This window comes from Nitrospira sp. SG-bin1, assembly GCA_002083365.1.
GTDB lineage: Bacteria > Nitrospirota > Nitrospiria > Nitrospirales > Nitrospiraceae > Nitrospira_D.
In genome coordinates, this window is sequence record LVWS01000039.1 from 37269 (window position 1) to 63828 (window position 26560).

Sequence of the window (26560 nt, forward strand, 5' to 3'; positions counted from 1 at the left end):
ACCCGCGGCCGTGCTTTCAAAAAGGAGACCTTCCCACTGGCCAAACAACTGTAATGGACGAACTCGTCACAGATCGTGCACCGCGACCAGCCTCCCCTGAGCATCGTCTTGTCCCGATAGAGGTCTTCTTGGCACACTCTGCAGAGACGGGCCTCGACCCCGAGCATCATCGGCTCCCATTCCCCGCCACCTTTTCGAATGCTCATAAGAGCAGGAGTATAGCGGGGCGACCGGCGGAAAAACAAGCGAAGATGAGACGCTACTTAGACTTGCCGTGTGAAACCCAATAGCCCGGCTTTCGTTTCAGATGCATCACAGCCGCAACGAAGATAGTTTGCCTTCCACCGCGTAGATCAGGCCATATGGAAACCGCTGGAGGAGATAGCGCCGAAACCTGCCTTTCAAAATACGCCGGGTACGAGGGTGTTGTTGAATTTGATCGAAAGCCGACTCAACTGCTTTAAGGAATTCCTGTCCTAGCCCGTGGCGGGAATCTTCGTAGAATTCTGCTGCTTGACGGATTTCAAGGTTGGCTTCAGGATCGAGAAGGATGTTCAACGAAGAAGATCTCGACGGATCTGATTAAGAGCCCTTCGAGCACTAAGTGGCTTCGTCTTCTTGTCTTTCCAGGCCGAAAAGCGTTTCTCGGCCTCATCAACCCATGCTTGATCTACTGCGGTAAGCTGCTCCTGCGTAACTTGGACAAGCAGACGTTCTGCCAATCGTTCCCGTTCCGAAGCGGAAAGTTTTCGCGCTTGTTTTTCTATCGCCGCAGCACGTGCTGTCATGAGATCTCCTGCTCAGTCAAAGCACAAAAATACTGTACAAGTTTCGTAGCCCATGAGCAAGTCGAGGCCGAGACCACTCCGTGACAGGGAGAAGAGGTGAACCGTACGACCTGACTCACATCGTGAATTGTGAGCGGAGGGGGCGAGAGAGTGCCCTAGTCAAACATCATCATCGATGCCGACCTCAGCTACGGTGAGCGCACCAACGGATGAGACAAGTGTGCTGGCCTCGTGACGCAACCGCACTCGCGTTTCGATAATTCTACGGCATTCTTCGGCGATGCGCTTGCCCCTCTCTTTATCTCGGGGAATAGGAATCGCCAGCTCAACGACGCGCTTCCCGATTGTATCAATGATGTCCTGTGTGAACTGCTTGGAACGGACCTGGAGCCTACTCTTCGTCCGCGTACTAACTGGATGAAGCGCGGCGCATTTTCCGCCGATTCAGAGATTCCTTCAAGGCTCATAAGGCGAACGGCGATCAATCCCTCCTGAATCTATTGTCTGATGCTTCCTTCGATCTTGCTCACCTTCCTCCATCGAGAGCTTGTTGGTCTCCTACTTGCGCGCACCCACCGAGCACCAAACAAAACTTGGTCGACCCGGAGCCTATTCCAATGATCGTGGCGATGGGATAAACACCACTCCCGAGTGCGCGGTGCGCAAGCACAGAAGCCTATGGGCCACCTTTCCCACCTCTCCCGTTTGACTCATCCTCAATCGTTTGTTACTCTCCGCGCGAGTTGAACAGTCCTTAGAAAGACGAGCTTCATGAACATCGCGGGATATCTCGAACAGAAGCGGATCGACGTCGATCGGTTTCTCGATCTCATCGCCCCTCCGTCCGTCACCCAGCCGACGACGCTGCATGAGAGCCTACGCTATAGCCTCATGGCGGGAGGGAAACGGGTGCGGCCGATTCTGGCGATTGCGGCCGCTGAAGCGTTGGGCCAGACCCCGCCTGGCCTCATGGCCGTCGCCTGTTCGCTGGAACTCATCCACACCTATTCATTGATTCATGATGATTTGCCGTCGATGGACAACGACGACTTTCGCCGTGGGAAGCCGACGAACCATAGAGTGTATGGTGAAGCCATGGCCATCCTCGCGGGCGACGCGCTGCTCACGATGGCGTTCGACGTGGTCAGCAGACCGGATCTGATGAAGGGCTGTGATCCGGTACGGCAAGTCCGCATCATTCAAGAATTGGCCTTCGGCTCCGGCAACATGGGGATGGTGGGCGGCCAGGTGTTCGATATCCAGGCTGAGAATAAGGACATCGACCTCCCCACCCTTCAGAACATTCATAGGCACAAGACCGGCATGCTCATTCGCGCCGCGGTTCGCATGGGGGCTATTGCCGCCGGGGCAAATGACCGTCAGCTCGACGACATGACCGGCTATGCCGAGGACATCGGGTTGGCGTTTCAGATCGCCGATGACGTATTGAACGTAACCGGCACGCGCGAAGAACTGGGAAAGAATCCCAATACGGACGCCGAACGGGGGAAGAAAACCTATCCGACGTTCTACGGTGTGGACGGAGCCAAGAAACTGGCCGATGATTGTGTGGCCCGCGCCATCAGCGGACTCTCATCGTTTGGTCCTTCTGCCGAGCCCTTGCGCGAGATCGCGCGGTACATCACAAGCCGCAAGAACTGACGTCGTTCGTGAGGCGTATCTCGTGAAACGCAAACCCGTACAACCGCATTTCACGCGCTTCGCGCTTCGCGTTTCACGCGTCACGTCTTCGTCATGAAAGCCCTTGTCACCGGCGCAACCGGCTTTGTCGGCGCCGCCGTCGTTCGTGCCCTGCTCAAGACCGGTATCGATGTCCGGGTGATTACCCGCCCCGGGAGCGATTCGACCCATCTGCGGGCGTTGACCATCGAACAGGTCCCCGGTGATCTCCGCGATAAGGAATCCCTTCGGGCAGCCCTCACTGGTTGCCGCCACCTTTACCACGTCGCCGCTCACTATGCCCTGTGGGCCAAGGATCCCTCGATTTTCTATGACAGCAATGTGGTCGGCACCAGGAATCTGTTGGAAGCCGCGCGTGACGTCGGTGTCGAGCGCACGGTCTATTGCAGCACCATCGGCGCGATCGGTTTGCCGCCGGGCGGTGGACTCGGGACGGAAGAGACGCCGGTGTCGCTCGAACAAATGGCCGGCCACTATAAGCGCTCGAAGTATCTCGCCGAGCAGGAAGTGCACAAGCTGGCCAAGGAAGGATTACCCGTCGTCATCGTGAACCCCAGCGCGCCGGTGGGTGAAGGCGATGTGAAACCGACGCCGACCGGGCAGATCATCGTCGATTTCATGAAGGGGCGAATGCCGGCCTATATTGAAACCGGCATGAACATCATCGATGTCGAGGACGTGGCCACCGGCCATCTGCTCGCGATGGAGAAAGGCCGACAGGGCGAGCGGTATATCCTCGGCTCAAAAAATCTGTTGCTTCGAGAAGTATTTGAGATCCTCAGCCGATTGACCGGGATCAAGGCCCCGTCCTTGAAACTCCCCAGGGGCGCCGTGCTTCCGCTCGCCTACCTCAATCACTGGTTTGCCAACTTGACCGGTTACCCGCCTCGTATTCCGCTGGAGGGGGTGAAGATGGCCAAGTACAAGATGCACTACGATTGCAGCAAGGCGGTCCGGGAACTGGGCCTCCCACAAAATCCTCCGGAAGTCGCGCTGGGAAAGGCGGTACGGTGGTTTAAGTCCCACGGCTACGCATAACCGTGAATCCCGAAGTCAGTTGTGAATGATGAGTTTTGAGTGCTTCGTTTTTCGGCAACTCGACACTGAAAACTCACAACTCAACACTCGATGGATGTCTTCGATCTTTTCATCAAAACACTCGTACTTCGTCCGTACGTCTTTATTTTTCTCGCCGCATTTCTTTTCTCCGCCGTCGAACTGATCGGTTGGCCGCGAACCTGGCGCTTCTGGCTGATCAGCTGGGCCACAGCGTTCGTCTGCGAGTTTTCGTCGACCAGGACCGGCATTCCTTTCGGTTGGTACTTCTACAACGGCTCCACAGTCGGGCAGGAACTGTACTTTTCGAACGTGCCGTTCATGGATTCCATCTCGTTCAGCTTTCTCCTGTATGCCTCGTATTGCGTCGCGCTTGGACTGCTGCTGCCGCTCGAATGTCCTCTGGAGATCAAGTCCCCTTTGCCAAGGCAATTACGTTTCGATCCTGAGGCCCGCACGAGTTGGACTGTCTACGGGTTGGCCGCGTTTCTCTTTGCGTTTATCGACATGGTCATCGATCCGGTGGCCTTACGCGGCGACCGTTGGTTCTTGGGCAAGATCTATTTCTATCCCGACCCGGGTTGGCATTTCGGCGTCCCGTTCACGAACTATGTCGGATGGGCGATCGTCGGGTTGATATCGCTGGCCATGTACTTTCCCTTGGATCGACGGCTTCCTTCACCTTCACCATCGCGGTGGAACACTCAGCGGCTCTCTCTCGGCATCGGTTTGTACTACGGGGTCTTGGCTTTCAATCTCGGCATGACGTTTTGGATCGGCGAAACGATCATGGGCCTGAGCGGCCTGCTCATGCATCTACCCGTCCTCGTTCTCCTGATCGCTCGCCTTTCTGGTGTTCGACGACCCTAGCCCGCCCTACAACGATGAGGTGACATCCACGCTGAAGAATTTGTATAGTGAGAGATAGGTTCGTCGTGGTCAGTTTGGACCACATACAGTGGTGAAATCCTGATGCCCAGGACAGTCATACTTAACGGGCAGATCCGTTAGAACTCTTATGGCAAAGAATGGCCTACGGTTCACGACAACCGGCCTGTTTCTGCTCACGGTGTTGTGGCTTTGCTCGATGGCGTCAGCCAAGGATCAGGAACCTTTTCATGTACTCGGCACCGTCACGTCGATCGACGCGAAGCATATTGAAGTGAAAACCGCCAAAGGGTCGGTCGTCTCGCTCCTACTGACCAAGCAGGTGAAGTATAAAAACAAAGGCAACCCGAAATCGCTCGACCCGCCCGCTGTGGGAGATCGCGTCATCATTGAAGCGTCCAAAGATGAGAAGAACAAGAAGGTCATCGCGACCGTCGTGCATTATTCCGCGATGAGAAACGCTCCACCCTCTCGATAAACGATGCCGACCATTCGTTTTGCACGGGCCGTCCATGAATCACCCTTTCACGGGGGGGTGCGTCACGCCCTGATGCGGGTGTTCATCACAGGGATCGCTGTGTTCCTGGCGATTGCGGTCGTTCCGGGGCTGGAAGCGAACAGTTTCAGCGCCGGTATCGCGGCGGTCTTGGTCCTGACATTCTTAAATGTGGTCCTCCGTCCCATCCTCTTTCTGCTCACCTTGCCATTGATTGTCTTCACGCTCGGACTCTTTCTTGTGGTGCTGAACGCGCTGTTGCTCGAATTGACGGCCTTTCTCGTAAAAGGGTTCACCGTTTCAGGCTTCTGGTCTTCCGTCGGTGGGGCGTTGATCATCAGCCTGGTCACGACTATTCTGAACAGCTGGATCATCGACAGCCGCCCTCTTCCGGACATTCCAGACGAACCGCGGCGTCCACCCAAAATCATTAATCCGGATTGATTCCCGAGGACATTCCGTTCAAGCTGACCTGCTACTGGCTGGTTGCGGCGTTTTGCTTTCGCCCGTTGCGGCACGCCGATCCGGATCACCGGCGTGCCATGCAAGAGCGGAGACCAAGGTCTGACCTCTCCTTCACATCCTCTTGACGCTCACAGCCTCACTCGGTCCGTTTCTCGTGAAAAACGCCATCCGGATAATTTTCCTCACGACTCGTTCTGCCTATATGATACAGGAACATCACCAGCATCATGATCGAAACGTTCAACGACACCCAGATTGTCATCATCGCCATATCTCCAAACATATTGTGCCTTCCTTTCCTGTATATGCTCATAAATGATTGCATTCTTTTAAGAGTCGGAGGCGCCGCCGATCTTACCGTTGTCACTTCTATCCATACAGCAACTTGCGTGCCTGCGGACATTTCTCCCGTTATTGATGACGACCGTTTATAAGTGGGGGAAAAAGTTAAACAGTACGATCGAAAAAACGCGATCGGCATTGGCTGGACTCGCTCGGATTCACGGGAGTGAATCCGATGGGTACCGCCGCCGTATCGGTTTCGATTCACTCGACGGGTCCAAGCGAAGATCGGTGCAGACATGGCCGCGCCCACTTGGATGGTATGGTTGTATCGCCCTGGATCGTAGGATCCATAGACCTCGTTGCCGAGGCACCTCGCCGACTGCGCAATAAGGCACATCCTGTTTCATAGTGGAACGGTTGCGAATGAGGGGTACTGCGTAGGACGGAACCTTCGCTTGTACACCTTGGCGCAACGTGGCGCCTCTTCTCTTCACTCACCAAGAGACGCGTGCAGGAAGCAAAGCGTTTGATACTGCGCATGATCTCATCTTTTCGGCAAATACGCCGTGCCATCGCAGAAAGCGGTATGCACATTGCTTCATGAAACGATCGCCATTCTCAAACACACAGGAGGTTACATGGAGCAGACTCCGCCATTGCGACAGTCACCGAGAGGTCGCCGAACACACCGCCTCTCGTTCCGGTCTTCACGCACGATGGTTTTTTGCCTGTGCGTCGCGGCGCTCAGCGCACCTGCCGCGGGGATGTGCGCATCGACGTCATCGCCGCTCCCGCTCTTTGTCGAAACCCCAAGCGACATCCCCCCCGCGATCGCGCAAGCTTTTCCGTCGCCTGAAATGTCGAAACGGTGGGTGCGCCAACACCGCACCATGGGACTCAATCCCGCTGCATTGGAAGCCATGAAACGCGCTCGCAAGGAATTGAAGCAGGACATCACGTTGGATCTCTTCGATGCGGGGACACGTACGCTCGAGCTCGAGGAACCGGAAGCCCATCCCAATAAGGCAAAGGTGTGGCGCGGACGGCTCCAAGGCGAGCAGCACAGCGACGTGACCCTGGCGGTACGCGGCACTAAGATGGTCGGAACGATTCTCTCCGGAGAACGTCTCTACAAGATCGAGCCGGCCGAGAACAACCGCCACCGTCTCGTCGAAATAGACGACGATGCCATGCCCCCGGATCACCATCCACTCGTAATTCCCGATGATGGGACCCCGTCAGACCCCCCCGCCCCGGAACCGAATTTCCAACAGCTCGATGCTCCTGCAGCCGGAGCGACCGACACCACGACGACAGCCGCGGCGACGACAAACACGGTCGTCGACCTGTTGGTCGTCTACACCTCCACGGCACGAAGCCGGCAGGGCGGACAGGCCGCCATGAACGCGTTGATCGCGATGGGCGTCGATTTGGCGAATCAAGCCTATGGGAACAGTCGGATCGCCATGCAGCTTCGGCTGGTCCGTGCCGCCGAAGTTTCCTACAGGGAAACAGGCGACATGAGCACCGATCTCTCGCGTTTGCAAAGAACGAACGATGGTTTCATGGATCAGGTTCATCAATTGCGCAATCAATACAAGGCCGATCTGGTCGCGATGATCGTGGACAACGGGGGAGCCTATTGCGGCATCGCCTATGTCATGGCGAACGGCCCACGGGCGAGCTTTGCCGGTTACGCGTTCAGCGTGACCGCTCGTGATTGCGTGGCGAATAACACCCTCACGCATGAACTCGGTCACAATATGGGCGATGCGCATGATCGTGCGAGCGGCGGGACCGGTGTGTTTCCCTATTCGTATGGCTATCGAGACCCCATCGGAAAATTCCGGACGATCATGGCCTACGCCTGCCCCAATGTGTCCTGTCCACGCGTGAAGTATTTCTCAAACCCGAAGATCTTGATCAACGGCCGGCCGGCCGGGATCGATCACCGGATCGATCCGTCGAGGTCGGCGGACAATGCCCGCTCGATGAACGAAGTCCGTAACGTCATTGCCGCCTGGCGCACAGGCACCACGACCTCTGCTGCCACATCTACCGAATCCTTGAAAGATTCTCCGGCCAAGTCGCGCACGGATTCTCGTGACGATGTGGGCGACGACACGGACGACGACGCGGACGATGACTCCACCGATGAATCAATCAACGATTCCCGGGGGAAACTTCGCACAAAACCCCGTGCGACTATCCCGTAACTAAACTGACCGCAGGGAGGACCGGACCCGGTCCTTCCTGCTAGAATCGCATTTCGACATCTCGTTCGGCATATACTAAGATGACTGAAAATGTCCGGCACAGGGAGACGGTTCCGTGACTCACCGGTTCAGGCACATTTTCATCGCGACGGTGCTGAGCGGCCTCTTCATACAGATGGGGTGGGCTGACGAACGTCCGGCACCAAAGAGTTTATGGCAGACGGTCACGGCGCTTCCTCCCACCGATCAGCCATCGATACCGCGGAAGCCATGGGTGATCCGCGAGCGGGAGATCGTGCTCGATCTCCCGCTCCTTCACTTACTGAAGGATGCGGGAGCCAGACCCCTTCCCCGGATCACGGTGGAACTCTTCGAAAAAGCCAACCCCGAACTGGACGTCGCCTCCACGGTCTCCCGTATCAGCGACACCTCGGTGATCCGCGGAACCTTCAAGCCGCCCATACAGGGCGACTTCACCTTTGTGATCACGGGCAATCTCCTGATCGGAACCATCCAGATCGGCGACCGGCTCTATAAAACCGACCACATTGGGAACGGTCGACTTCGGCTGGTTGAACTCGATCCCGACAAGATGCCGCGGGATTGATTCTCATCCTCCTGCCATTCTTCATCTGGATTGAACTCACGAGGAATGTTCCGTGTCACGCGAAATGAAAATGCGAGAATGCCGCGGTACGCCGATGAGATTCACCGGCGTACCATGCAACGGGCATGGCCGAATAACGACAATCACTGATGCTGTCTTCCCCCATCTAAGACCTTCGATAGGCTTGTTCCTCGTGAACCGTACCCTCCTGACGATTCCTCTCGCCGCTCAGTCTGGACACGTACCACATGAAGACCATCAGCAGCAGCATCGAGATATTCAATGAAACCACTATCGTGACGATCGCCATATCCCCAAACATAGTCTCCGTCTCCTTCTTCTTCGCATGATTGTAAAACGTTGTGTCGACGCATGATCGATGGCGCCCCCGATCACATGATTCTCACTTCACCTATGGCAACTCGCATGCCAGTCTCGGTTACCCTGTGTGCTCTATCTGCCTGGCCATAAGTTGTGAAAAGATGAGTGTCTTGTGCTGAACAGGAAGGTTTTCGAGCGTTCACTCCAACACAACCACTCAAAAAGGTGGATCTGATCGATACAACCGGTATCAGTTTCGGGCGATTATGACTTACTTGACACCTATAATGTATAAGCGTATTCTCCTCTCGGATTTTTTTGAAGGTATCCTTAGGGAGGAGGACGCATGGACTGGCCAAGCTTTTTTCAGCAAACCTTCATTGATGTGGTCATCAGGTGGATTCTTCCAGCAGTCGGGGCTTTTGCTATGCCGTATTTTCTAAAGTTGAAACAGGTTCTAAACTGGCCTATGGCTGTGTTTTACGGGTTAATTACATTCGCCGCGCTACTATTTATAACGGACCACGTAGCAGATGCACTAAATGCCATGCGTTCAACGCAAAGTGTTATTTATACTTTTCTTAAGGGAACTACATATGCAATTCAGGACAAGACTCCGCCCCCAAATGGGAGGTTATTTATGATTGTTGCCAGAAACCCAACAGGTGGGGAGATTTATATCTCATCTTCAGTACAAGATCCTGAGCTAATCATAGTGGAAACAACGTATCGTTTTGACCAGAAGACAGTGGGGGATATGGATGAGCAGCGTCGATCTGACCTTGAAACGTCAATAATTATAGAATTGCTAAGAAGGAATGTGGAGTATTCATTTCCAGAAAAGCGACTCCAGAGCATACATGTACAAAAACATATTCCTTTATCTAATAACATGGATAAAGAAGTGTTTCGCGGTGTGCTATTAGAAATGGAATCAACGGCGCGGTTGATAACGACCATTATCTTGAAAAACTCGACGATGTTTCAAGGAGTCCAGAGGTGAGGAGACCTATTTACTTGCCTTGTTTGATGTTCTTCTTTTGGGGCTTCGGACGAGCCTTAATGAGAATGTCGATCACCTCTTCAAAGCTCAACGGATGGAGCGAAATCGGTTTCGCTTTTGGCATAAATCACCTTGTATTGGCTGGTTGTTGCTTATTAGGAAAACAATCGAAAGAGACTGGTTGTTGGTACCACCGGCCACGACCTGAATTGTTTAAAGTGCCGCAATATCGGAATTTTCTTTCTGACGTAAATGGAAGCGCCCAATTTGTTGGAGGCAATGTTCCATTGAATGTAATTTTAAGGTCTATCTCTGCATTCATTACTACTGAATCGAGAACCGTTTGTAATGGGCAAGTTACTGTAAGTGTTTCATTTCGACGCATAATGGGTATCACTTTACTAAAATTGATTAACGAACTGTTTTCTAAAACAATATCACCGGCAAAGTTCGCTTTATTAGCATCACAAGTAAATCGCACATCTCTAATATCAACAAGACTGGAATTCGTGATTGCGAATGGTGTTGAGGCGAGGGAAGAAACGCTACTAACAGGCTCTAAAGCGGAAACTGTAAATGCGGGTCCAAATTCAAGGTAAGCCACATATGTTCCAAAAAATGCTCCTACAATCCCGATGCCTTTTATCACGTAAGACAACGGACCGCGGCGAGGTAGCTTTGAATTTTGTGATGTTGGCAGTCGGTGTCTTAATTGGGCTGGTAACAGTATGGGGCTCTTTGGCCTTTTGGACATACATTTCGCCGTAATCGTTACTTAGTTGAATGATAACCGTAACTGCACGTTCTTCGGAACATACTTCATGCTGGCACGCTTCACCGCTGGCGTGCTCAGCATTCTGCTATCACGTCTCCAAAGATGTCAGGATTCTTACGGTTATTATGGCGATAGCTGAACTCCGCCAGATACAACGGCAAATAGTCTTTGCTCACCTTATGAAAGGTTCCGATCACGCCACGCTTAAGAAGGCTCCAAAAGCTATCCAGATTTGCCGTGTGGACGTTTCCACGCACATATTCCCCGCTCTGATGGCTGACGGATTCATGGGGATAGCCCAAGTGCTTCAGTCTTCGGTAGCCGCTATGCTCGTCAGTCGCCACCAGAGACACGTTTTCTCCGACGGTTTGCCGCACGAACCCTTGCAGGGTATCGGCATTGACTTGTTCGATGATCTGAGCTGTCACATTGCCTTTTCTGGCAATCGCGCCAATCACGGCGATTTTGCCATGCGAGCCGTGAGAGCCGCCGCCCTGCCGTCTCACGGAAACGTGTTTGTTCTTCCACTTCCCGCCGATATAGGTCTCGTCAACCTCAACTTCACCCATCAGCTTAGAAAAGCCTCCATCCTTCATGGCCGCTCGGATGCGATGGCACATATACCAGGCGGTTCGATAGGCCCCACTGCCAATGATGCGTTGGATCTGAAGGGCGCTAATCCCCTTCTTGCTGGTCAACATCAAGTAGATCACTTGAAACCAGGTCTTCAACGGGTAGTTCGTATTTTCAAAGATCGTCTTGGTTATCACAGAGAATCGGTAGCCATTCCGTCCGCCACAATCCTTGCCCTTGCAGACCCAGTGAAACGGACGACTCTTGACCGCAAACACCTTGGCATTTCGGCAGCGTGGGCAGGTCACGCCATTTGGCCAACGGCGCTCTTGAAGAAATGCCTTGCAGGCCTCTTCCGTTTCAAACCGCTTCATCAAGCCGCTGAGTGTTTGCGTTTTCATATGGCCTCCGTGATGTTGAGGCCAGTATATAGATTTATGCATGTGGTGTCAAGTGGGGCATAATCGCCCAGTTTCGATACGAGCGGGTTGCATGATGGTTGCGGTCTCCGTGGCCATCCTGCAAGCTTACTTGCCCGAAGAAGGAATTGAAAGGATGAAGAGCGATCGGCGGTCGTCTCTTCATCCAAAAGACGGTGGACAGTCCTCTGGCATGAGCGCACATGCCCGGTGGTTGCTCCACCGTGAGGAGAGTAGCTATTCGCCACCGTTCCGGCTACAATGCCGTCGCTTGTATTGGTACGTATGACCACGTCGACTCTTCAAGCCAAAGCAGCCCCTGAAACTCTGCTTCAACGGACGTTGAATGCCGCGCTGAACGATATCGGCACGGATTCGGTGCTGGCGGCGATCTTCCACCAAGAAAACGGCCCGCTTGTCGAACATGCCTCGCGCGGGTTCACGCCGAGAGATGTCCAAGCCATTCTCCGTACCTTGTCGACACACCGTGCCGCAGCCTTGACCCCGACCGACCAAGATCCGGATGGCGGCCGGACCATCCGGCTAAAATTGATGACTCCCGGAGCAAAATCCCTGCTCGTGGTTCCGCTCCGGCACTACAACAATGTCTATGGTTGCCTGGTCATCGGACGGAAAGAAGGGGCGACGTTCTCCAAAAAAGACAAATCTCAGCTGGAACAGATGTGCGACAGCATCACCAAGACACTGGACCGCGAAGGACTCTTCAATACCGGTGTGGTGTTGAGTCGGTCCTATGTCACTCAGGAACCAAGCCCGCCTCCGCCGACCGGAGCGGACCTGTTCCCGCCGATGACCAAGCACTTTTCACCCGAGCTTCAAGCAAAGGTCGAAGCGGTCTTGACCGAAGCGCATCAATACGTGGCGTATGATCGAGCATGGGCGTGCTATTACGATCCGCTGGCGGGTAACGTCGAGGTGCTGGGAATTACCGGCGACGTGAAAGGAGACCAAAAGGACGCCAAGAAAGAGTTGAAACCTGGCCAGCGCCTGACGCTCGACAGTTCGGCGGCGGGATGGTCCGTCCGTCATCGCAAACCTCGCGTGGATCACGATCTGGCTTCCACCCAGGGTCGCTTCCTCGATCACAAACATCTCTTCAAGGATCGGTTTCAGTCGTCGCTCGTCATTCCTTTTTTCGTCAAGGGCCAGGTCGGCGGGACGTTTACGTTGGGATCGAAGGAGCCACAACGATATCAGACCACCGATGCCCGTACGCTGGAACCCACGATCCTCAAACTCGCGGAACTCTTGCAGGCACCGGCGCCGGCGGCCGCCGCGCCTTCTCCGACGACCGACGTCGGGACACCGGGTTCCTGGTCGTCCGTCGCTGCTCCGTCCGAGCCCATCATCCGAAAGCAAGAACGCCAGGCCGCGATCGGTGAGTTCAGCGCGTTCTTGGCGACGGAAATTCGGGAACCGCTCGCCTCCATTCGCTCGCAGCTCGAAGAAGTGACCGGTGAAGGAATCCTTGACTTCGATCCACAGACCCGTGTTGAAAATGCGATGCGCGACTTGATGCGGATCGAAGCCATTTTGAACGAGATCCTCGACTTCGCAAAGCCGCTGGAACTCAGCCGCCATCTCTGTCGAATTCCGGAGGTGCTCGAGAGCGCGCTCATCGTGGTCGGAACCGATCTGGAAGCGACCCGTATTCAAGTCACCAAAGACTACGCCAATATCATCGCGCCGGTGCGCGGCGATGAAGCCAAGCTGCAACAGACGTTCTTGAGCATCTTCCGAAACGCGTGCGAGGCGATGTCTCCCGGAGGCCACCTCCACATTCAAGTCTCTCAACATCGGGCCGGACGAGGGATCGAGGTGCAAATCCTCATCAAGAACGACGGTGTTCCAATCCCGGCTGAAATTGTCGACAAAGTCTTCGAACCATTTTTCACTACCAAGCGCTCGGGAATCGGGCTGGGCCTTCCCACGGTCAAGAAAATCGTCGAGGAACACGGAGGAGCCATTGCAATCGGCAGTGCTCCCGGCGAAGGCACCACGGTCACCATTCGGCTACCCGGCGTCAGTCGCGGGCCGGCGTTTCGGCACCGTGGCCGTGGCCGGCGCCATCCACGACGCCCGAACTGATCCCTTCTGTCGCCCCCACCGCTTCGAATGGCCGGTGCACCCTGCTGTCCGTTTGACAGAATGGCCCTCCATCGCTATGATTCACGCCTCGAATATCATCATCTATATGGACTATTTTGAACATAGAACTTTTTATCCATTGTCCTAGCTCAAAAGGGAGAGAGTGTATGAAACTTCTTACCGGTACGGTTGCGACAGTGTCCTCGATCCTGCTTGCGTGCTCCCTGGCGTCGGCCAACCCGGCGCTGCTGCCAAAACATGAAGGTTATCCCATGAAGAACACGGGCAGTCCCGTAACCGGCCAGCCGACGGCGAACGATCCAGGCCAGTCGGACGCGCACGGAACCTCCTCGCTGCTGAAGTCGGCGGACTCGGTCAAGAGCGCCGAACAAAAACTGATGAAAACGGACAATGCGCGCATCACCGAGGGGCAAGGCGCCGGCAGACTTCCAAGCGTGGAGGGGCCTGCGATCACGATCGCTCCCCCGGTAACCTCCGCGACGAAAATTACGGGCGATCGTAAAATCGACTGACTGCGGATTCGGCAACGAAAAGGGGAAGCCCGGTCTCCCGGAGCTTCCCCTTTTCGTTGGCTCGCTGGTTCAGGATTCCGTCATGCCGACTTCCCCTACTTCAGCAAGCGAAACCGCCAGGGTTTTTTCGCCCACCCCCCCGCATAGTCGACGCCGATTCTGGGGAACATTCCGACCTGTTTACGCGAAACCCGTTCACCTCGATCTTCGAACCAGAGAGACCGTCCATGCGTCAGGTCGAATCGATGCAACGACCGATCGATGTTTAGCTCACGGCAAAGCTTCCCGGGACCATCGATCAAGTTTCCATCCACTTCAATCGCCCGTATCAGCACTGCCGCTGGAAACTCGGCACGTTCCGTCACGACATTCAACATGTGGTACATGCCGTAAATGAGGTAAACGTACGATATCCCCGGTGGCCCGAACAGGACCTCCGTTCTTGCGGTCCTCCCTTTCGACGCATGGCAGGCCTTGTCCTCGGAACCGACGTAGGCTTCGGCTTCGATGATCTTTCCTGCGACGGTTCCGTTCCCGTTCTCACGTACCAGATACTTGCCGATCAGCGACCGAGCCACAACCAATGTCGGACGGTTAAAATAGGATTGAGGAAGGATCATTCGGTTTGGTTGCATCGTACTCATCGACTGCTCAACATGATGTTCCAACAAAGCACGGGGCAACGAAGACCCAAGGAGGTCCATACCAAGCTTCGCTTGAACCGCCCGCTCCGATCAAGAGTGAACGGATGGTCACCTTGTTTCACCTATTCTCCCATAACCTCTCCCATCACGCCGAGCGTCTGAGCACTGAGAACGTGGTGGGATCGTTTTCAGCAGTCGTCAGAAATACCACGCCATCCCTCCCATCACCGTCCGTGGATTACCCGGTACGAAGTGAATGTCCGTCACGCCGGACGGCTCGGTCCGTAGACGCGACGGGAACGCAAAGATCGCCTGTTCCCACTGCGTATTGAAAAGGTTTTGGACGAAGAGAAACGCCTCGAGCCGCCCATGCGGCAATTTGACGGGGATGCGATACCGTTGGGAGAGATCGAACGTGATCCACGAGGGTGATGTGATGCTTCGATCTTCGATGAGCGGTCGGACACCAAGATAGGTCGCTTGCAATTGAGAGATCAGCCCTTCAGGCCACTGAAGAATCGCCGCGCCATAGGCCGTGTATTCCGGCGCCAGCGGAATGGCGTCTCCATTGCGAAATTCCGCCTGTGTCCAAGTAAAACTGCCGTTGACGTAGAGCGGCCCCCAAAGCTGGCCGCGCGCGGCGACTTCCACCCCCTGGCGCCTCGTGGCTCCTCGACTCTCCGTGGTTCCCTCGTCGCCGACCAGGACGAGTTCCGACTTGAGATCCAAGCGCCAGGCCGTGGCGATCAGCTCCAGGCCTTGCGGGCCCCAGGGTCTCGATCGGACACCTACCTCGTAGCTTATTGCACGGGACAGCGGGGAGGACGTCGGAGCCACGGCGGATCGGGCGTCGTTGCTGTGAAAGCCTTCTCCATAGTTGACGAAGAATTCCGTCTTCGCCCAAGGTCCGAGAACCATGCTCATCTTCGGAAGCACGATACCGGAACTCGTCTGTCCCGCCTGTTGTTCCACACAGGTCGTACAACGGTTGCTCACGTCAAACGTGAAAAACTCTCCTCGCACCCCTCCGGAAAACCTCAGCCAGGAGATCGGCTGAACTTCCCCTTTCACAAACGGGGAATAGGACACGGAGACGGCATCGCTGTCGATCGTGGTGCCGGTCGGATTCCGCAGGGTCTGCGTTCCCAATTTCGTATGGACGTCGTCGACTCTGGTCTGGAACCCCACGGTCCCGACGGCCGGCATGCCGAATAGTTCGACTCGCTGTTTGAACCCGATGTCACCGCCATAGACGGCGCGACGATCGAATTGCGCGAAGCCGTCGCCATTGACGGGATCATTGAGAAAAAACGTAAAATCCGTGAACAAGTCCAGCCGGTAATATTGGCCGTAGGCGTTCGCAAAAAACTCCCCCCCCGACGTCGTATCGTAGTGATAATTGAGTTGCCCGGTGGTCCTGAGCGTGTTTCCCCCTTCATATGGATTGATGGAGCCGAAGCGGTCTATGAGACCGTTCGTCACAGCGCGCAAAGGAATTTCACCGGAGCCGTCCCATCTGGACTGGAGAAAGGTGGCTTGCAGACTGAGTTCGTCTCGCCCGGTCACATTCGTGGTGACTTTGCCGAACAAGTTGGCCCGATGATATTGATTGTCGTTGAGGTAGGGACCGTTCGTGTAGAATCCTTCAGCGGCGAACAGCGTACGCACGCGGTCTTTGGTCGGAGAGAACATGAGCAAGTACCGTTGCGTGCTGTATTCCCCGCCCGCTCCCTGAATGATCCCCTCCTTGACCATGTCACGCGTCCGAAAATTCACCGCGCCCGCCGTGACGAAATCTCCATACTCCGGCAAGTACGAGCCCTTGTGCACATCGACGCCCTCGATCGTCTCCGGGATGATGAAGTTGAGATCCGTGTAGCCTTGTCCGTGCGCATGAGTCCGCAAGTTGATCGGCATCCCGTTGAGGAAGAAGCCGACATCCGTCCCATGGTCCGCGTCGAATCCTCGCAGGAAATATTGATCGGCCTTTCCTGCTCCGCCGGAATGTTCCACAGCCACGAAGCCCGGGATCAGGCGAAGAATTTGGGCCGGGCGCCCCTGAGGTTGGAGCACGATTTCTTTGTCGGGAATGAGCTGCTGAGAAGAGGCCGCCACCGGCTTTTCGCCGATGACAGCCACCTCCGGCACTTCGAACTCAGTCTCGTCCGGGTCGTGAGCAAATACGTCATGGTTCCACCAGAACAACATGACCAGACACACGCAACGGAAGACAGCGGGTGAAGAGTTATGCACAAGATGTTTCATGAGCGAAGAGCTAACGAAGGGATCTTCCCGTCGTCGTCATGGTCAGCTTGCCGTGCTTCACGCCCTTGACCGATACCAGTGCATCCGCCACCTTTTTGATGTCCACCCCCTTGCCTTTGACCACTAATACTTCAAGACAATGGTTGTGATCGAGATGCACATGCATGCCGGACAGGATCTGTCCCGAATAGGCATGTTGAATATCGGTCAACTTTCCGGTCAGATCCCTCACATGGTGGTCATAGACATACGTGATCGTGCCGATGGTCTTCTTATTGTCATCCCACTCCTCTCCAACCAGATTGTCTCGAATCAAATCACGAAGAGCTTCAGACCTGTTCGTGTAACGACGCCGCCGAATATGGCGGTCGAACTCCGCCAGCAGCCGACGATCCACCGACACACCGAACCTCACCAAGTCGTCCATAGCCTCTCCTTCTCATCAGTAACACGAAATAAAATTTCGTAACACGATCAAGATGCTGACCGCAACCGGAATCTCCATTCCTATGCGCCTTACGACATTACCGGACCGCTTGGATTCATGGGGGGAGGGGCATCGGGCAAGAGAAAGGCTACCGCAGTATCTCGTTCTGGGGGGAAGAGATCACGAGGAGCAGACACCCATCGTCCGTCGACGTATCATGGTGTTCCGTCCCGGCTTCCGCGCGATGATAGTCTCCTACCGTCATCTCATGGCCGGCGATCCGGCAACCGCCTTCGAGCACGTAGAGTTCTTCCACCTCAGTATGACGATGCGGTGCATAGCTGGTGCCTGGAGAAAAACGGAGCAGCGCGGTGGTTCTTCGGGAAACCGGATCGAAGGAGAGCAACTTGGCCACCACCCCTGGAGCGACTCCCCGCCATGCTCCCTCCGACGCCCTGATGAAAGTGAGCCCCTTCGTCGGCTGTTGAAACAATATCTTGGCCTTCCAATACCGGGCTCGCTTGGAGGTCACGGAACGAATCAGAAGAGTCCGCAGGAAGTTGGAAACGGCTGTCCAGCCAGCTCGCAGCCAAGTGGACGGAGATCTGGTGTCCGGAACGGATGTTTCCACATGGCTCCGCGTTACACCTTTGACATCAAGCCGGGCATCGGCACGCCCATCGATTCGGGTCATGAGCCGCTCCCGTAGGGAATCCCGGGGGTTCACCGGAACGGCTCCTAGAGCCAAGGTATTTGCGGCTAACTCAAACTGTTCAGCTTCGCCGGCAGCCTCCACCGCCACCCGCTTGACAAGCCGCTCGCGGAGAGTCGACGGAGGCGTTATCGGAGCCACAACCGCGGCTAACGCATCCGTAGTGGCTTGATAAGCCCTCACTGTGTGGCGCAAGAGATCTGATTCTCCTTGAAGTTGCACGACAAATGCTCGCCGGTCGTCCTGGTCCAATATTCCCAGAACGTGGAGTATGGCCTGTTCTTCCAATTCTTCCGGCAACTTCGCGTCATTCACGGCAGTAAACCCGCCTCATACGGCGCGAGTGCCTCGCGCAATTTGATCATGCCGAGTCGCATTCTCGTCTTGACGGTGCCCAATGGCAGCTGCAGCTTCTCGGCGATCTCGCTTTGACTCAATCCATAGAAATAGGCCAGCGCAATGGCTTGTCGTTGCTCCGCCGTCAACAGGGCCAATGCTTGCCGCACATATTTTCGGCGCTCCAGCCCTTCGACATCCTGTTCCGGCGTGTCATCGTCGCTGGCAAATAAAGCAGCCGTGTCCAGTGACTCGATGCGTCCATGCTCGACGGCTCCGGCCCGGAAACGATCGATCGCTCTGGTTCGGGCCAACATCATCAACCAGGCACCGGGCGCCCCTCTGGTTCGGTCATACGTATGGGCCTGACGCCACACTTGGGTGTACACGTCCAACGTCACTTCCTCAGCTGCTTCGCGATTGTTGAGAATTTTCAGGACAAGCCCGAAGACCTGGGGGCTTGTGCGATCGTAGAACGTGGCAAGCGCTGTCTGATCACCCTGTGCGGTGAGCGCAATCAGTTGCGTCCATTCTTGGTCTTGAGCCGACTTGGCCGGTTCCGCAGTCATGATCGGCATACAGTCTTCCCCATATAGCCATACGAGTCGATGGGGAAGATCGGATTGCTGATTGCGGGTTTTATTTGATTCCTCGATGAAAATCGGACTATAGCACCGCAAAAATTACCCATCAAGCAGACCTTTCATCCGGAACAGATCCAAACGAGAAATTGTCCCGTAATGGTGAACAGACCGCCGGCAGGTACAAGGATAGGGACAGATCCATTCGACAGCATTTCACCTTGTAGAGGAGCAGCGCGATGAAACCACTTACGTTGTGGCATTTAGGAGTTGCGTGCGTCGTCGGACTTCTGTCCGGCTGCAGCGGAAGCGATAACGTGCCCATCGTTCCGCCAAGCGGACCAACCGCGTCAGTTGATGATCAGCGCACACCGGAATCGGACGCGCTCACGTCGGAAGAGGCCGCACTTGTCGGCCAAGCTAACTCGGAACCAGATCCGTCTCCTCAGGCGGATCTGTAATGTCACCCGCTCACAGAGCGGATGGACTCAGAAGGAGGAGACTATGTTCGCTCGAATTCGATCATTCATATTGACGCTACTGGCGATGCTTATGGCCACACCGGTCTTGGCCGCCAGCCATCGCGAAGCTCCGTTGATCGCAAACGATCCCACGGCGGATATCACGGACTTTTATTTCTTCCGCAGCTGGGAGGACCCGGACAAAGCCATCCTGATCATGAATGTCATCCCCGGTCAGGAACCGGGATCCGGGCCCAACTACTTTAACTTCGCGGATGACGTGCTGTACGAAATTCACATCGATAACAATAAGAACAACATCGCCGCCAACATCGTCTACCAAATCCGGTTCAAGACTGAGATCCGCCAGCCGGGCAATGTATTCCCCTTGGCCTACGTCGCCTTACCGCCCATCACAGCCCTAACCGGGGGGGGCTCGGAAGGGTTGCTCGTTCGGCAAAGCTACACCGTCACCGAACAGCGTTATGGTCAGCCGGTACGCGATCTCGGAACCGGTCCGATGTTCGCGGTGCCGTCGAACGTCGGTCCTCGTACCACGCCGAACTATGAGCAACTAGCGGCTAAGGGAGTTTTTGCCTTGAAGAACGGCGGGAGAATCTTCGCGGGACAGCGGGACGAAACCTTCTACATAGACTTGGGCGGAACGTTCGACACATTGAATCTCCACATCTCACCGATTCTTTCCAATGCCGATGATGCCAACGATGCCATTATCGTCGGGGCGCCGGGCTCAGGTGTCGCCGACACATTCAGCGGATTCAACGTCAACACGATTGCGCTGGAGATTCCCATCAGTGAGTTGGTCGGGCCGAACGGCAACAAAGTGCTCGGTGCCTATGCCAGCACGAGCCGGCCGAAAGTCAGCGTGATCAAGAAAAACGGCAACCGTGACAACAGCGCCCGCTTCGTCCAGGTGGCGCGCATGGGTCACCCGCTCGTCAACGAGTTGATCATCGCGACGAACATGAAGGACAAGTGGAACGCCACGGACGCGGAAGACGAGAATGAGTTCCTCCCGTTTTACTGCAACTCGGCGCTTGCCGCGGCGCTCAATACGGTGTTTGGCACCGGCTTTCCGACGGCCAATCGGGAAGATCTCGTGAACGCCTTGCTGCGGTATGCGCCGGGACCGCCGGTCTGCGGATCGGGCAAGACGAACGAAGCACTCGCTGATTTCCTTCGAGTTGACCTGGATGTCCCACCGACACAGGCAGCTAACCAGAAACGGCTCGGCCCGCTGGCCCACGATGCAAGCGGCAATGCCACACCCGATAAGGCCGGTTGGCCGAACGGACGGAGACCGAACGACGATGTGACGGATGTCGCGTTGCGCGTCGTGGCCGGCATCCTCACAAACCCCTCCACTCCGAACCTCGGTGACGGGGTGAATTTCAACGTCGGAGCGGTGGGCGGCAAGAAGACGTCTAACGGGATCGCGACGGAGTTTCCATTCCTTCCAACACCGTTCGACGGGCGAGACCGGCGGCATATCGATCCGGGAGAAACGCTCAACTAGTTGACTAGGCGGCGGGTCTCTACCGACCCGCCGCAATTCAAAAACCATGTTGAGTCGGTTTCTTCACGAATCGGGATCTATCGAGAGCACACGAATGAACGACCAAGAATTACAGGTAAATTGTATAAACTAGGATATTACCCAGCCATGATATCGCTCGTCCTCGCGTAGGATCTCAACTCTATGAGTACGCTGTGAATCGGCAATTTAACGAGAAGGAGAGATTTATGAAGAGGACGGCATTTCCCTACAGGCAGACAGTTCAGCACATGGGCGTAGCTGTTTTCATTGCGTCGACGGTTTTCTTCGCAGCCACCGGGAGTTCCGCACAGGCGTCGAGCCATCGCGAAGCGCCGCTGATCACCGAGATGCCGAAAGTGGATGGAACGGACTTCTATATGTTCCGGAGCTATGAGCAGGGCCGAGAAGCTTTTGTGACGATCATTGCCAATTGGTTGCCGTTGCAAGACGCCTACGGTGGACCCAACTATTTTTTTCTCGATCCGGACGCATTGTATGAGATCCATATCGACAATACGGGTGATGCTAAGGAAGACATTACGTTCCAATTCCGATTTAAGAATACCCTGCAGAACCTCTCGGTGCCGGTAGGTGGGAAGAATGTGCCGGTCCCATTGATCAACATCGGCCCCATCTCCGCCGGCAGCCCTCAAAACTTGAACATCGTCGAAACCTACACGCTCGACGTGGTCCGAGGGAATCGGCGATCTGGGCACCGACAGGCAGTAAGCTCTCCCGGGCCGAATGGATTCTCAAAACCGACCGACAATATCGGAAACAAGTCGATCCCAGGCTACGCGGCCTTCGCGTCGTCACAGATCCACAACTTCACCTGGCCTGGATGCAGCGGCCAAAGCAAAATCTTTGTCGGCCAACGCAAAGAGTCTTTCTACGTCAATCTAGGCGAAGTGTTTGATTTGATCAATTTGGACCCGCTCGGCCCGCCCGACGCCAAACCGAACATTCTTAACGACAAAAACATCACGTCGTTCATTTTGGAGGTACCTATTTCCTGTCTGACGCGTGATGAGAACAGTCCCGTGATCGGAGCGTGGATGACATCAAGCCTGCGGCAGTCCCGCATTTTGCGGCCGGAGCCGACTGCCGAGCATCGGACCGTCAGCGGCGGCGCATGGACGCAAGTCTCTCGCCTCGGCATGCCGCTGGTGAACGAAGTGGTCATCGGTCTTCCGGATAAGGACAAGTTCAACGCCTCCAAACCGGAAAACGATGCCCAGTTTCTCACCTATGTAACCAATCCGAGTCTGCCGGCTCTAATCGAGGCGCTGTTCCCGTCAGCCAAAGCTCCGACACAGTTTCCTCGCGCCGATTTGGTTGCCGTCTTCCTGACCGGCGTGCAAAACGTGAATCAGATCCGCTCGAGTCCAACCCCCGGTGAAATGCTGCGGCTGAATACGAGCATTCCGGCCACACCGGCTGCATCGCAGAACGTACTCGGCGCGGCGCTGTGTTTTGTAAACGGCATGTTGACGCTGAACAACCCCGGGTGCGATCCGGCTGGATTCCCGAACGGACGACGTCCGATCGACGATGTGGTCGATATCGAACTTCGTGTCGCGATGGGCTATCTCTTGCCGTCCAACGTCGCGGCGGCCGGCCAACTGCCGTTTACCGACCAGACACGCATTCCCGCCTCGTCGTTCTCTGAACAATTTCCGTATTTAGCGACACCGATTCCCGGCGCACCGCAAGGCGCGGCGCCGCAGTAAATGAAGTAAGAGGAGGACGCATGACACGCTCACACTGGATCATACTCGTTGGGTTCCTGCTCCTAGTGGGAGGATGTAACAGCAGCGATACGCCGGCCACCACGGCCGGTAGTATCGGCGATACAGGTGATCTCGGCGGATCCGTCGGCAGTACCGGTACGACCGTGGCCGCGATGGAGTCGGCCTTCACGTCCGACACGGACGAGCCCTCCACGGAGTTGGCGGAACTGATGTCCGCGACGTCGGAAGATACCGAGCCGGAGAAGATTTGATTCGGCAGGAAAGACTTCGGCGTTCCTGCCGGCGCTGTATGCGGTGACTATGATGCAGACGAGCGATCCCTCGCACCCGTTCATTGAGCGCGGCCCAGGAGGACCGGCATGGATCACATCGGTCGTGATCCATGCCTTCTTCCTGGTGGTGTGCATGTCGCTCTGGCAGCCGATCCACCCGCGAACCTCCGAGCCATTTCACTGGACGATCAGTTTGGTCGATCCCTCCGACCTGCAGAACACGACTCTTCAATCTACCGCGAAGGCGGCGAATGGTCCGACTTCAGCAACACCGATCATGAAGCAACCAACCCGCCCGCCGAACATGACGCCGACCCGCCGCCAACCGACGATCAGCACCCACTCAACAAAGCCGTCGGAGATGGCCGGTGGATTTGAGCCGGCCCACGTGAGTCACCAGTCGATAGCTGCCCTATCTGAGACTTTTTCTTCGTCACCGAGAGATACGGAATCGAACACAGCGCTTAATGAACCGACGTCACTTGCCGCCAACACCGGCGACCTCGATGCAACAATTACTCGACCTGAATCAAGGGAGGTCTCACCGGTGCCTCTCTCATCCGCTCTCGTCTCGGCGGCTCCGGTCACTGCTGACTCTATTTCCTCTGAGACCCATCATCTTCTCGCCGACTCCGAGCATAAAGAACTGATGTCCTCCACATCCGGGGAAACCTCTGCTTCGTCAAGCGAGCAACAATTCCGTTCGGGAAAACCCGACTATGGTTGGCTTCAACAAGCAATTTTTCAACGATTGGAGGAGCTTAAGCGGTCTTCTCGCCCATCACTTGATGACTCACGCCCCCTCAAGGTCATGGTTAAGGCCGTGGTCTCTCGGGAAGGAATTTTGCTGGACTCCGCAGTGGTGAAGAGTTCCGGCCTGGATCGCATCGATCAGGAAGCGATGGCACTCGTGCAGCGAGCCTTCCCGATGCAACTTGACCGTCCATTGGACCGACAGCAAGTCGCCATGCGGATTCCCATCACCTATTCACGAGACTAGCGATGGATCGAACACGACTCATTCTTCCGCTCATCGGGTGCTGGTTCTCGGTATCCTTGTGCGCATTTGCCTCAGCCGAACCCTACCGTCCGACGGATGACACACAAGTTCTCGAACGGCTCAGTCTCAAGTCGACCGACCCCGTCGCACGCGAACTCGACCGCTTGCGAACTGACGTGCGACGAAATCCTCACCATCTTGAATCCGCGGTGAAATTGGCCACTCGCTACATCGAACAAGGTAGGTCAGAAGGCGACCCCCGTTTTCTTGGGCAAGCCCAGGCAGTCCTCGGCCCATGGTGGAACGAGTCGGCCCCTCCACCTGCCGCACTGCTCTTACGGGCCACGATCCGGCAGAACGCCCATGAATTCGATCGGGCGCTGGCCGATCTCGACCAGGTGCTGGCGGTTGAACCGACAAATGCGCAGGCCTGGCTGACCAAGGCCTCGATTCTCCAGGTCCAAGCCCGCTACGAGGACGCACGGCGAGCCTGTAAACGGCTTGCCCGGTTGACGGCATCTCACGTGCTGCTTGGGTGCTTGAGCGATATCGCCGGAATCACCGGCCAATCGGCCAAAAGCCGAGAGTTGCTCGGACAGGCGCTTTCGGATTCTGCCCTTTCAGGTCGCGAGCGGATCTGGCTCGCGACCATCGTGGCTGAGACAGCCACGCGCACGGGAGCCATGCGAGAGGCGGAGCGGTATTTCGCCGATGCCTTCAAGGTCGGCATCAAGGATCAATACCTACTCGGCGCTTATGCGGATTTCCTGCTGGATCAAGGCCGCTATCAAGATGTCGTCTCACTCGTTCAACATGAGACGAAAGCCGATGGATTATTTCTGCGCCTCGCCCTCGCGGAACAGGCATTGAACCTACCCGCGTTCCAATTCCATGCAGCAGAACTGGCTGCCCGCTTTGCCGCGGCCCGGGAGCGAGGCACGACGGTTCATGTCCGAGAAGAAGCGCGGTTCACACTGACCTTGCTACACGATGCTCGGCGGGCACTGCCCCTGGCCCGAGCCAATTGGAACCTCCAGCGAGAACCGGCAGACGCCAGAATTCTTCTCGAAAGTGCGCTTGCCGCCGGAGATCGATCGGCGGCCCAGCCGGTACTCGATTGGTTGAACCGCAACCATGTCGAAGACCTTCGGTTACGCCAACTTGAAAAACGGATTCAGGAGGCGGCATTTTGATGCGTATCCTGCTCGTCATTGTCTCGCTTCTGGTCACTCTTCCGGCTTGGGCCCATAAACCCAGCGACAGCTATCTGGCGCTATCTGTTCAACACAATCAGGTTGAAGGACAATGGGACATCGCGCTCCGCGATCTCGCCGATGCAATTGGATTGGACAGCGACGGAGACGGCCAGCTTACCTGGGGAGAAGTCCGGAACAAGCATGACGAAATCAGCGCCTATGCCCTGTCTCGACTTGCCCTCTCAGCTGGTCAACAAGCCTGTGCGACTCACGTCCTGGAGCAACTGATTGATCATCACACGGACGGAGCCTACTCAGTGCTCAGGTTCCGTTCCGATTGCAATGGAACGATCGAACGGCTCGTGGTGGACTACCGACTCTTGTTCGACATCGATGCCCAACATAAGGGCCTCTTGCGCCTGATCCAAGACGGACAAACCACCACCGCCATCTTCAGTCGAGAAACTCCACTTCAATCATTCTCGATCGCCGAACGGTCATTCTGGGGTGAGATCCGCCAATTTATCCATGAGGGGATCTGGCACATCTGGCTGGGGTTTGACCATGTCCTGTTCTTGCTTGCCCTCTTGCTCCCCGCGGTTTTGATCCGGGTCGATGGTCGCTGGCAAGCGGCCGGGGACTTTTCATCCGTGTGCTGGAACGTCGTCAGCATCGTCACAGCCTTTACCGTGGCCCATTCTCTCACATTGAGTTTGGCAGCGCTGGATATCGTCCGGCTCCCGTCTCGACTAGTGGAATCGACCATTGCCGCCTCGGTGGTACTTGCAGCGCTCGGCAATTTGTATCCCATGATGATTTCTCGTCGTTGGATCATTGCCTTCGGGTTCGGCCTCATTCACGGATTCGGATTTGCCGCCGTACTCACGGACTTGGGGCTGCCTCCAGACTCACTGTTGCTGAGCCTGGTCGGCTTCAACGTCGGGGTGGAAATCGGCCAGCTCGCCATCGTCGCGGCATTTTTGCCGTTGGCTTACCTGATCCGCCGCACCTGGTCCTACCCCCGGCTGGTCCTCACCGGCGGATCACTGGCAGTGATCGCCATCGCGCTCGTCTGGTTCACGGAACGGGCGTTCGACCTACAGTTGTTTCCTCTGTAGGAAA

26 protein-coding genes are annotated in these 26560 nt (G+C 55.8%); 18 read left to right on the forward strand and 8 right to left on the reverse strand.

What is annotated here, in order from left to right; all coding sequences use genetic code 11:
• Window positions 1-312 precede the first annotated feature (312 nt).
• Window positions 313-558 (reverse strand): hypothetical protein, encoded by a 246-nt coding sequence (locus tag A4E19_20320; GenBank protein ID OQW31318.1) that lies wholly within the window; start codon window positions 556-558, stop codon window positions 313-315.
• Window positions 555-788: a hypothetical protein gene (locus A4E19_20325; protein ID OQW31319.1), complete on the reverse strand. Its 234-nt coding sequence runs from the start codon at window positions 786-788 to the stop codon at window positions 555-557. Before A4E19_20325 ends, A4E19_20320 begins: the two co-directional genes overlap by 4 nt.
• A gap of 771 nt (window positions 789-1559) precedes the next feature.
• Between A4E19_20325 and A4E19_20330 the strand changes: the two genes are divergently transcribed.
• The 8 genes from A4E19_20330 to A4E19_20365 all read left to right on the forward strand — a co-directional run bounded on the left by A4E19_20330 (window position 1560) and on the right by A4E19_20365 (window position 9826).
• Window positions 1560-2450 (forward strand): geranyl transferase, encoded by an 891-nt coding sequence (locus tag A4E19_20330; protein OQW31320.1) that lies wholly within the window; start codon window positions 1560-1562, stop codon window positions 2448-2450.
• 93 nt (window positions 2451-2543) lie between these two features.
• Window positions 2544-3527 carry an NAD-dependent dehydratase gene (locus tag A4E19_20335; protein OQW31321.1) on the forward strand — a complete coding sequence of 328 codons (984 nt, stop codon included), beginning with the start codon at window positions 2544-2546 and terminating at the stop codon, window positions 3525-3527.
• Window positions 3528-3617: 90 nt separating this feature from the next.
• Complete coding sequence (locus A4E19_20340) at window positions 3618-4415, forward strand: hypothetical protein (protein ID OQW31322.1); 798 nt, start codon at window positions 3618-3620, stop codon at window positions 4413-4415.
• Window positions 4416-4563: 148 nt separating this feature from the next.
• Window positions 4564-4911: a hypothetical protein gene (locus tag A4E19_20345; GenBank protein ID OQW31323.1), complete on the forward strand. Its 348-nt coding sequence runs from the start codon at window positions 4564-4566 to the stop codon at window positions 4909-4911.
• A 3-nt stretch (window positions 4912-4914) separates the two neighbouring features.
• Window positions 4915-5373: a hypothetical protein gene (locus A4E19_20350; protein ID OQW31324.1), complete on the forward strand. Its 459-nt coding sequence runs from the start codon at window positions 4915-4917 to the stop codon at window positions 5371-5373.
• A gap of 944 nt (window positions 5374-6317) precedes the next feature.
• Entirely contained in the window at window positions 6318-7895 is a 1578-nt protein-coding gene (locus tag A4E19_20355) for a hypothetical protein (GenBank protein ID OQW31325.1), read from the forward strand.
• Between the two features lie 115 nt (window positions 7896-8010).
• The gene (locus tag A4E19_20360) at window positions 8011-8502 is read left to right on the forward strand and encodes a hypothetical protein (protein ID OQW31326.1); all 492 of its coding nucleotides are present in this window, start codon (window positions 8011-8013) and stop codon (window positions 8500-8502) included.
• 667 nt (window positions 8503-9169) lie between these two features.
• Window positions 9170-9826, forward strand: coding sequence for a hypothetical protein (locus tag A4E19_20365; protein OQW31327.1), 657 nt, complete (start codon window positions 9170-9172; stop codon window positions 9824-9826).
• Window positions 9827-10675: 849 nt separating this feature from the next.
• Here the strand turns inward: A4E19_20365 and A4E19_20370 are convergent.
• Window positions 10676-11575 carry a hypothetical protein gene (locus A4E19_20370; protein OQW31328.1) on the reverse strand — a complete coding sequence of 300 codons (900 nt, stop codon included), beginning with the start codon at window positions 11573-11575 and terminating at the stop codon, window positions 10676-10678.
• Between the two features lie 279 nt (window positions 11576-11854).
• On the opposite strand from A4E19_20370, the gene A4E19_20375 reads away from it, so the two are divergent.
• Together A4E19_20375 and A4E19_20380 are read left to right on the forward strand one after the other, a co-directional pair.
• Entirely contained in the window at window positions 11855-13702 is a 1848-nt protein-coding gene (locus A4E19_20375) for a hypothetical protein (GenBank protein OQW31329.1), read from the forward strand.
• A 167-nt stretch (window positions 13703-13869) separates the two neighbouring features.
• Window positions 13870-14235 carry a hypothetical protein gene (locus A4E19_20380; protein OQW31330.1) on the forward strand — a complete coding sequence of 122 codons (366 nt, stop codon included), beginning with the start codon at window positions 13870-13872 and terminating at the stop codon, window positions 14233-14235.
• A gap of 95 nt (window positions 14236-14330) precedes the next feature.
• Here A4E19_20380 and A4E19_20385 read toward each other — a convergent pair whose 3' ends face one another.
• The 5 genes from A4E19_20385 to A4E19_20405 all read right to left on the reverse strand — a co-directional run bounded on the left by A4E19_20385 (window position 14331) and on the right by A4E19_20405 (window position 19197).
• On the reverse strand, window positions 14331-14870 hold the full coding sequence (locus A4E19_20385; protein OQW31350.1) for a 3-methyladenine DNA glycosylase: 540 nt from the start codon (window positions 14868-14870) through the stop codon (window positions 14331-14333).
• Between the two features lie 207 nt (window positions 14871-15077).
• The gene (locus tag A4E19_20390; GenBank protein OQW31331.1) at window positions 15078-17144 is read right to left on the reverse strand and encodes a hypothetical protein; all 2067 of its coding nucleotides are present in this window, start codon (window positions 17142-17144) and stop codon (window positions 15078-15080) included.
• Window positions 17145-17154: 10 nt separating this feature from the next.
• On the reverse strand, window positions 17155-17571 hold the full coding sequence (locus tag A4E19_20395) for a nickel-responsive regulator (GenBank protein OQW31332.1): 417 nt from the start codon (window positions 17569-17571) through the stop codon (window positions 17155-17157).
• A gap of 148 nt (window positions 17572-17719) precedes the next feature.
• Complete coding sequence (locus A4E19_20400; protein ID OQW31333.1) at window positions 17720-18598, reverse strand: hypothetical protein; 879 nt, start codon at window positions 18596-18598, stop codon at window positions 17720-17722.
• Window positions 18595-19197 (reverse strand): hypothetical protein, encoded by a 603-nt coding sequence (locus A4E19_20405; protein OQW31334.1) that lies wholly within the window; start codon window positions 19195-19197, stop codon window positions 18595-18597. The genes A4E19_20400 and A4E19_20405 overlap by 4 nt, the downstream gene beginning before the upstream one ends.
• Window positions 19198-19439: 242 nt before the next feature.
• Here A4E19_20405 and A4E19_20410 point away from each other — a divergent pair, with 242 nt between their 5' ends.
• From A4E19_20410 to A4E19_20445, 8 genes are all read left to right on the forward strand, one after another.
• A complete protein-coding gene (locus A4E19_20410; GenBank protein OQW31335.1) occupies window positions 19440-19661 on the forward strand; it encodes a hypothetical protein in 222 nt (73 codons plus the stop codon).
• Between the two features lie 43 nt (window positions 19662-19704).
• On the forward strand, window positions 19705-21198 hold the full coding sequence (locus tag A4E19_20415) for a hypothetical protein (GenBank protein OQW31336.1): 1494 nt from the start codon (window positions 19705-19707) through the stop codon (window positions 21196-21198).
• A gap of 269 nt (window positions 21199-21467) precedes the next feature.
• On the forward strand, window positions 21468-22949 hold the full coding sequence (locus A4E19_20420; GenBank protein ID OQW31351.1) for a hypothetical protein: 1482 nt from the start codon (window positions 21468-21470) through the stop codon (window positions 22947-22949).
• A 20-nt stretch (window positions 22950-22969) separates the two neighbouring features.
• On the forward strand, window positions 22970-23221 hold the full coding sequence (locus A4E19_20425) for a hypothetical protein (protein OQW31337.1): 252 nt from the start codon (window positions 22970-22972) through the stop codon (window positions 23219-23221).
• Window positions 23222-23329: 108 nt separating this feature from the next.
• Window positions 23330-23620 carry a hypothetical protein gene (locus tag A4E19_20430; protein ID OQW31338.1) on the forward strand — a complete coding sequence of 97 codons (291 nt, stop codon included), beginning with the start codon at window positions 23330-23332 and terminating at the stop codon, window positions 23618-23620.
• Window positions 23621-23789: 169 nt separating this feature from the next.
• Window positions 23790-24242 (forward strand): hypothetical protein, encoded by a 453-nt coding sequence (locus A4E19_20435; protein ID OQW31339.1) that lies wholly within the window; start codon window positions 23790-23792, stop codon window positions 24240-24242.
• Window positions 24243-24244: 2 nt separating this feature from the next.
• Window positions 24245-25435 carry a hypothetical protein gene (locus A4E19_20440; protein OQW31340.1) on the forward strand — a complete coding sequence of 397 codons (1191 nt, stop codon included), beginning with the start codon at window positions 24245-24247 and terminating at the stop codon, window positions 25433-25435.
• Entirely contained in the window at window positions 25435-26556 is a 1122-nt protein-coding gene (locus A4E19_20445) for a hypothetical protein (protein OQW31341.1), read from the forward strand. Before A4E19_20440 ends, A4E19_20445 begins: the two co-directional genes overlap by 1 nt.
• Window positions 26557-26560 lie beyond the last annotated feature (4 nt).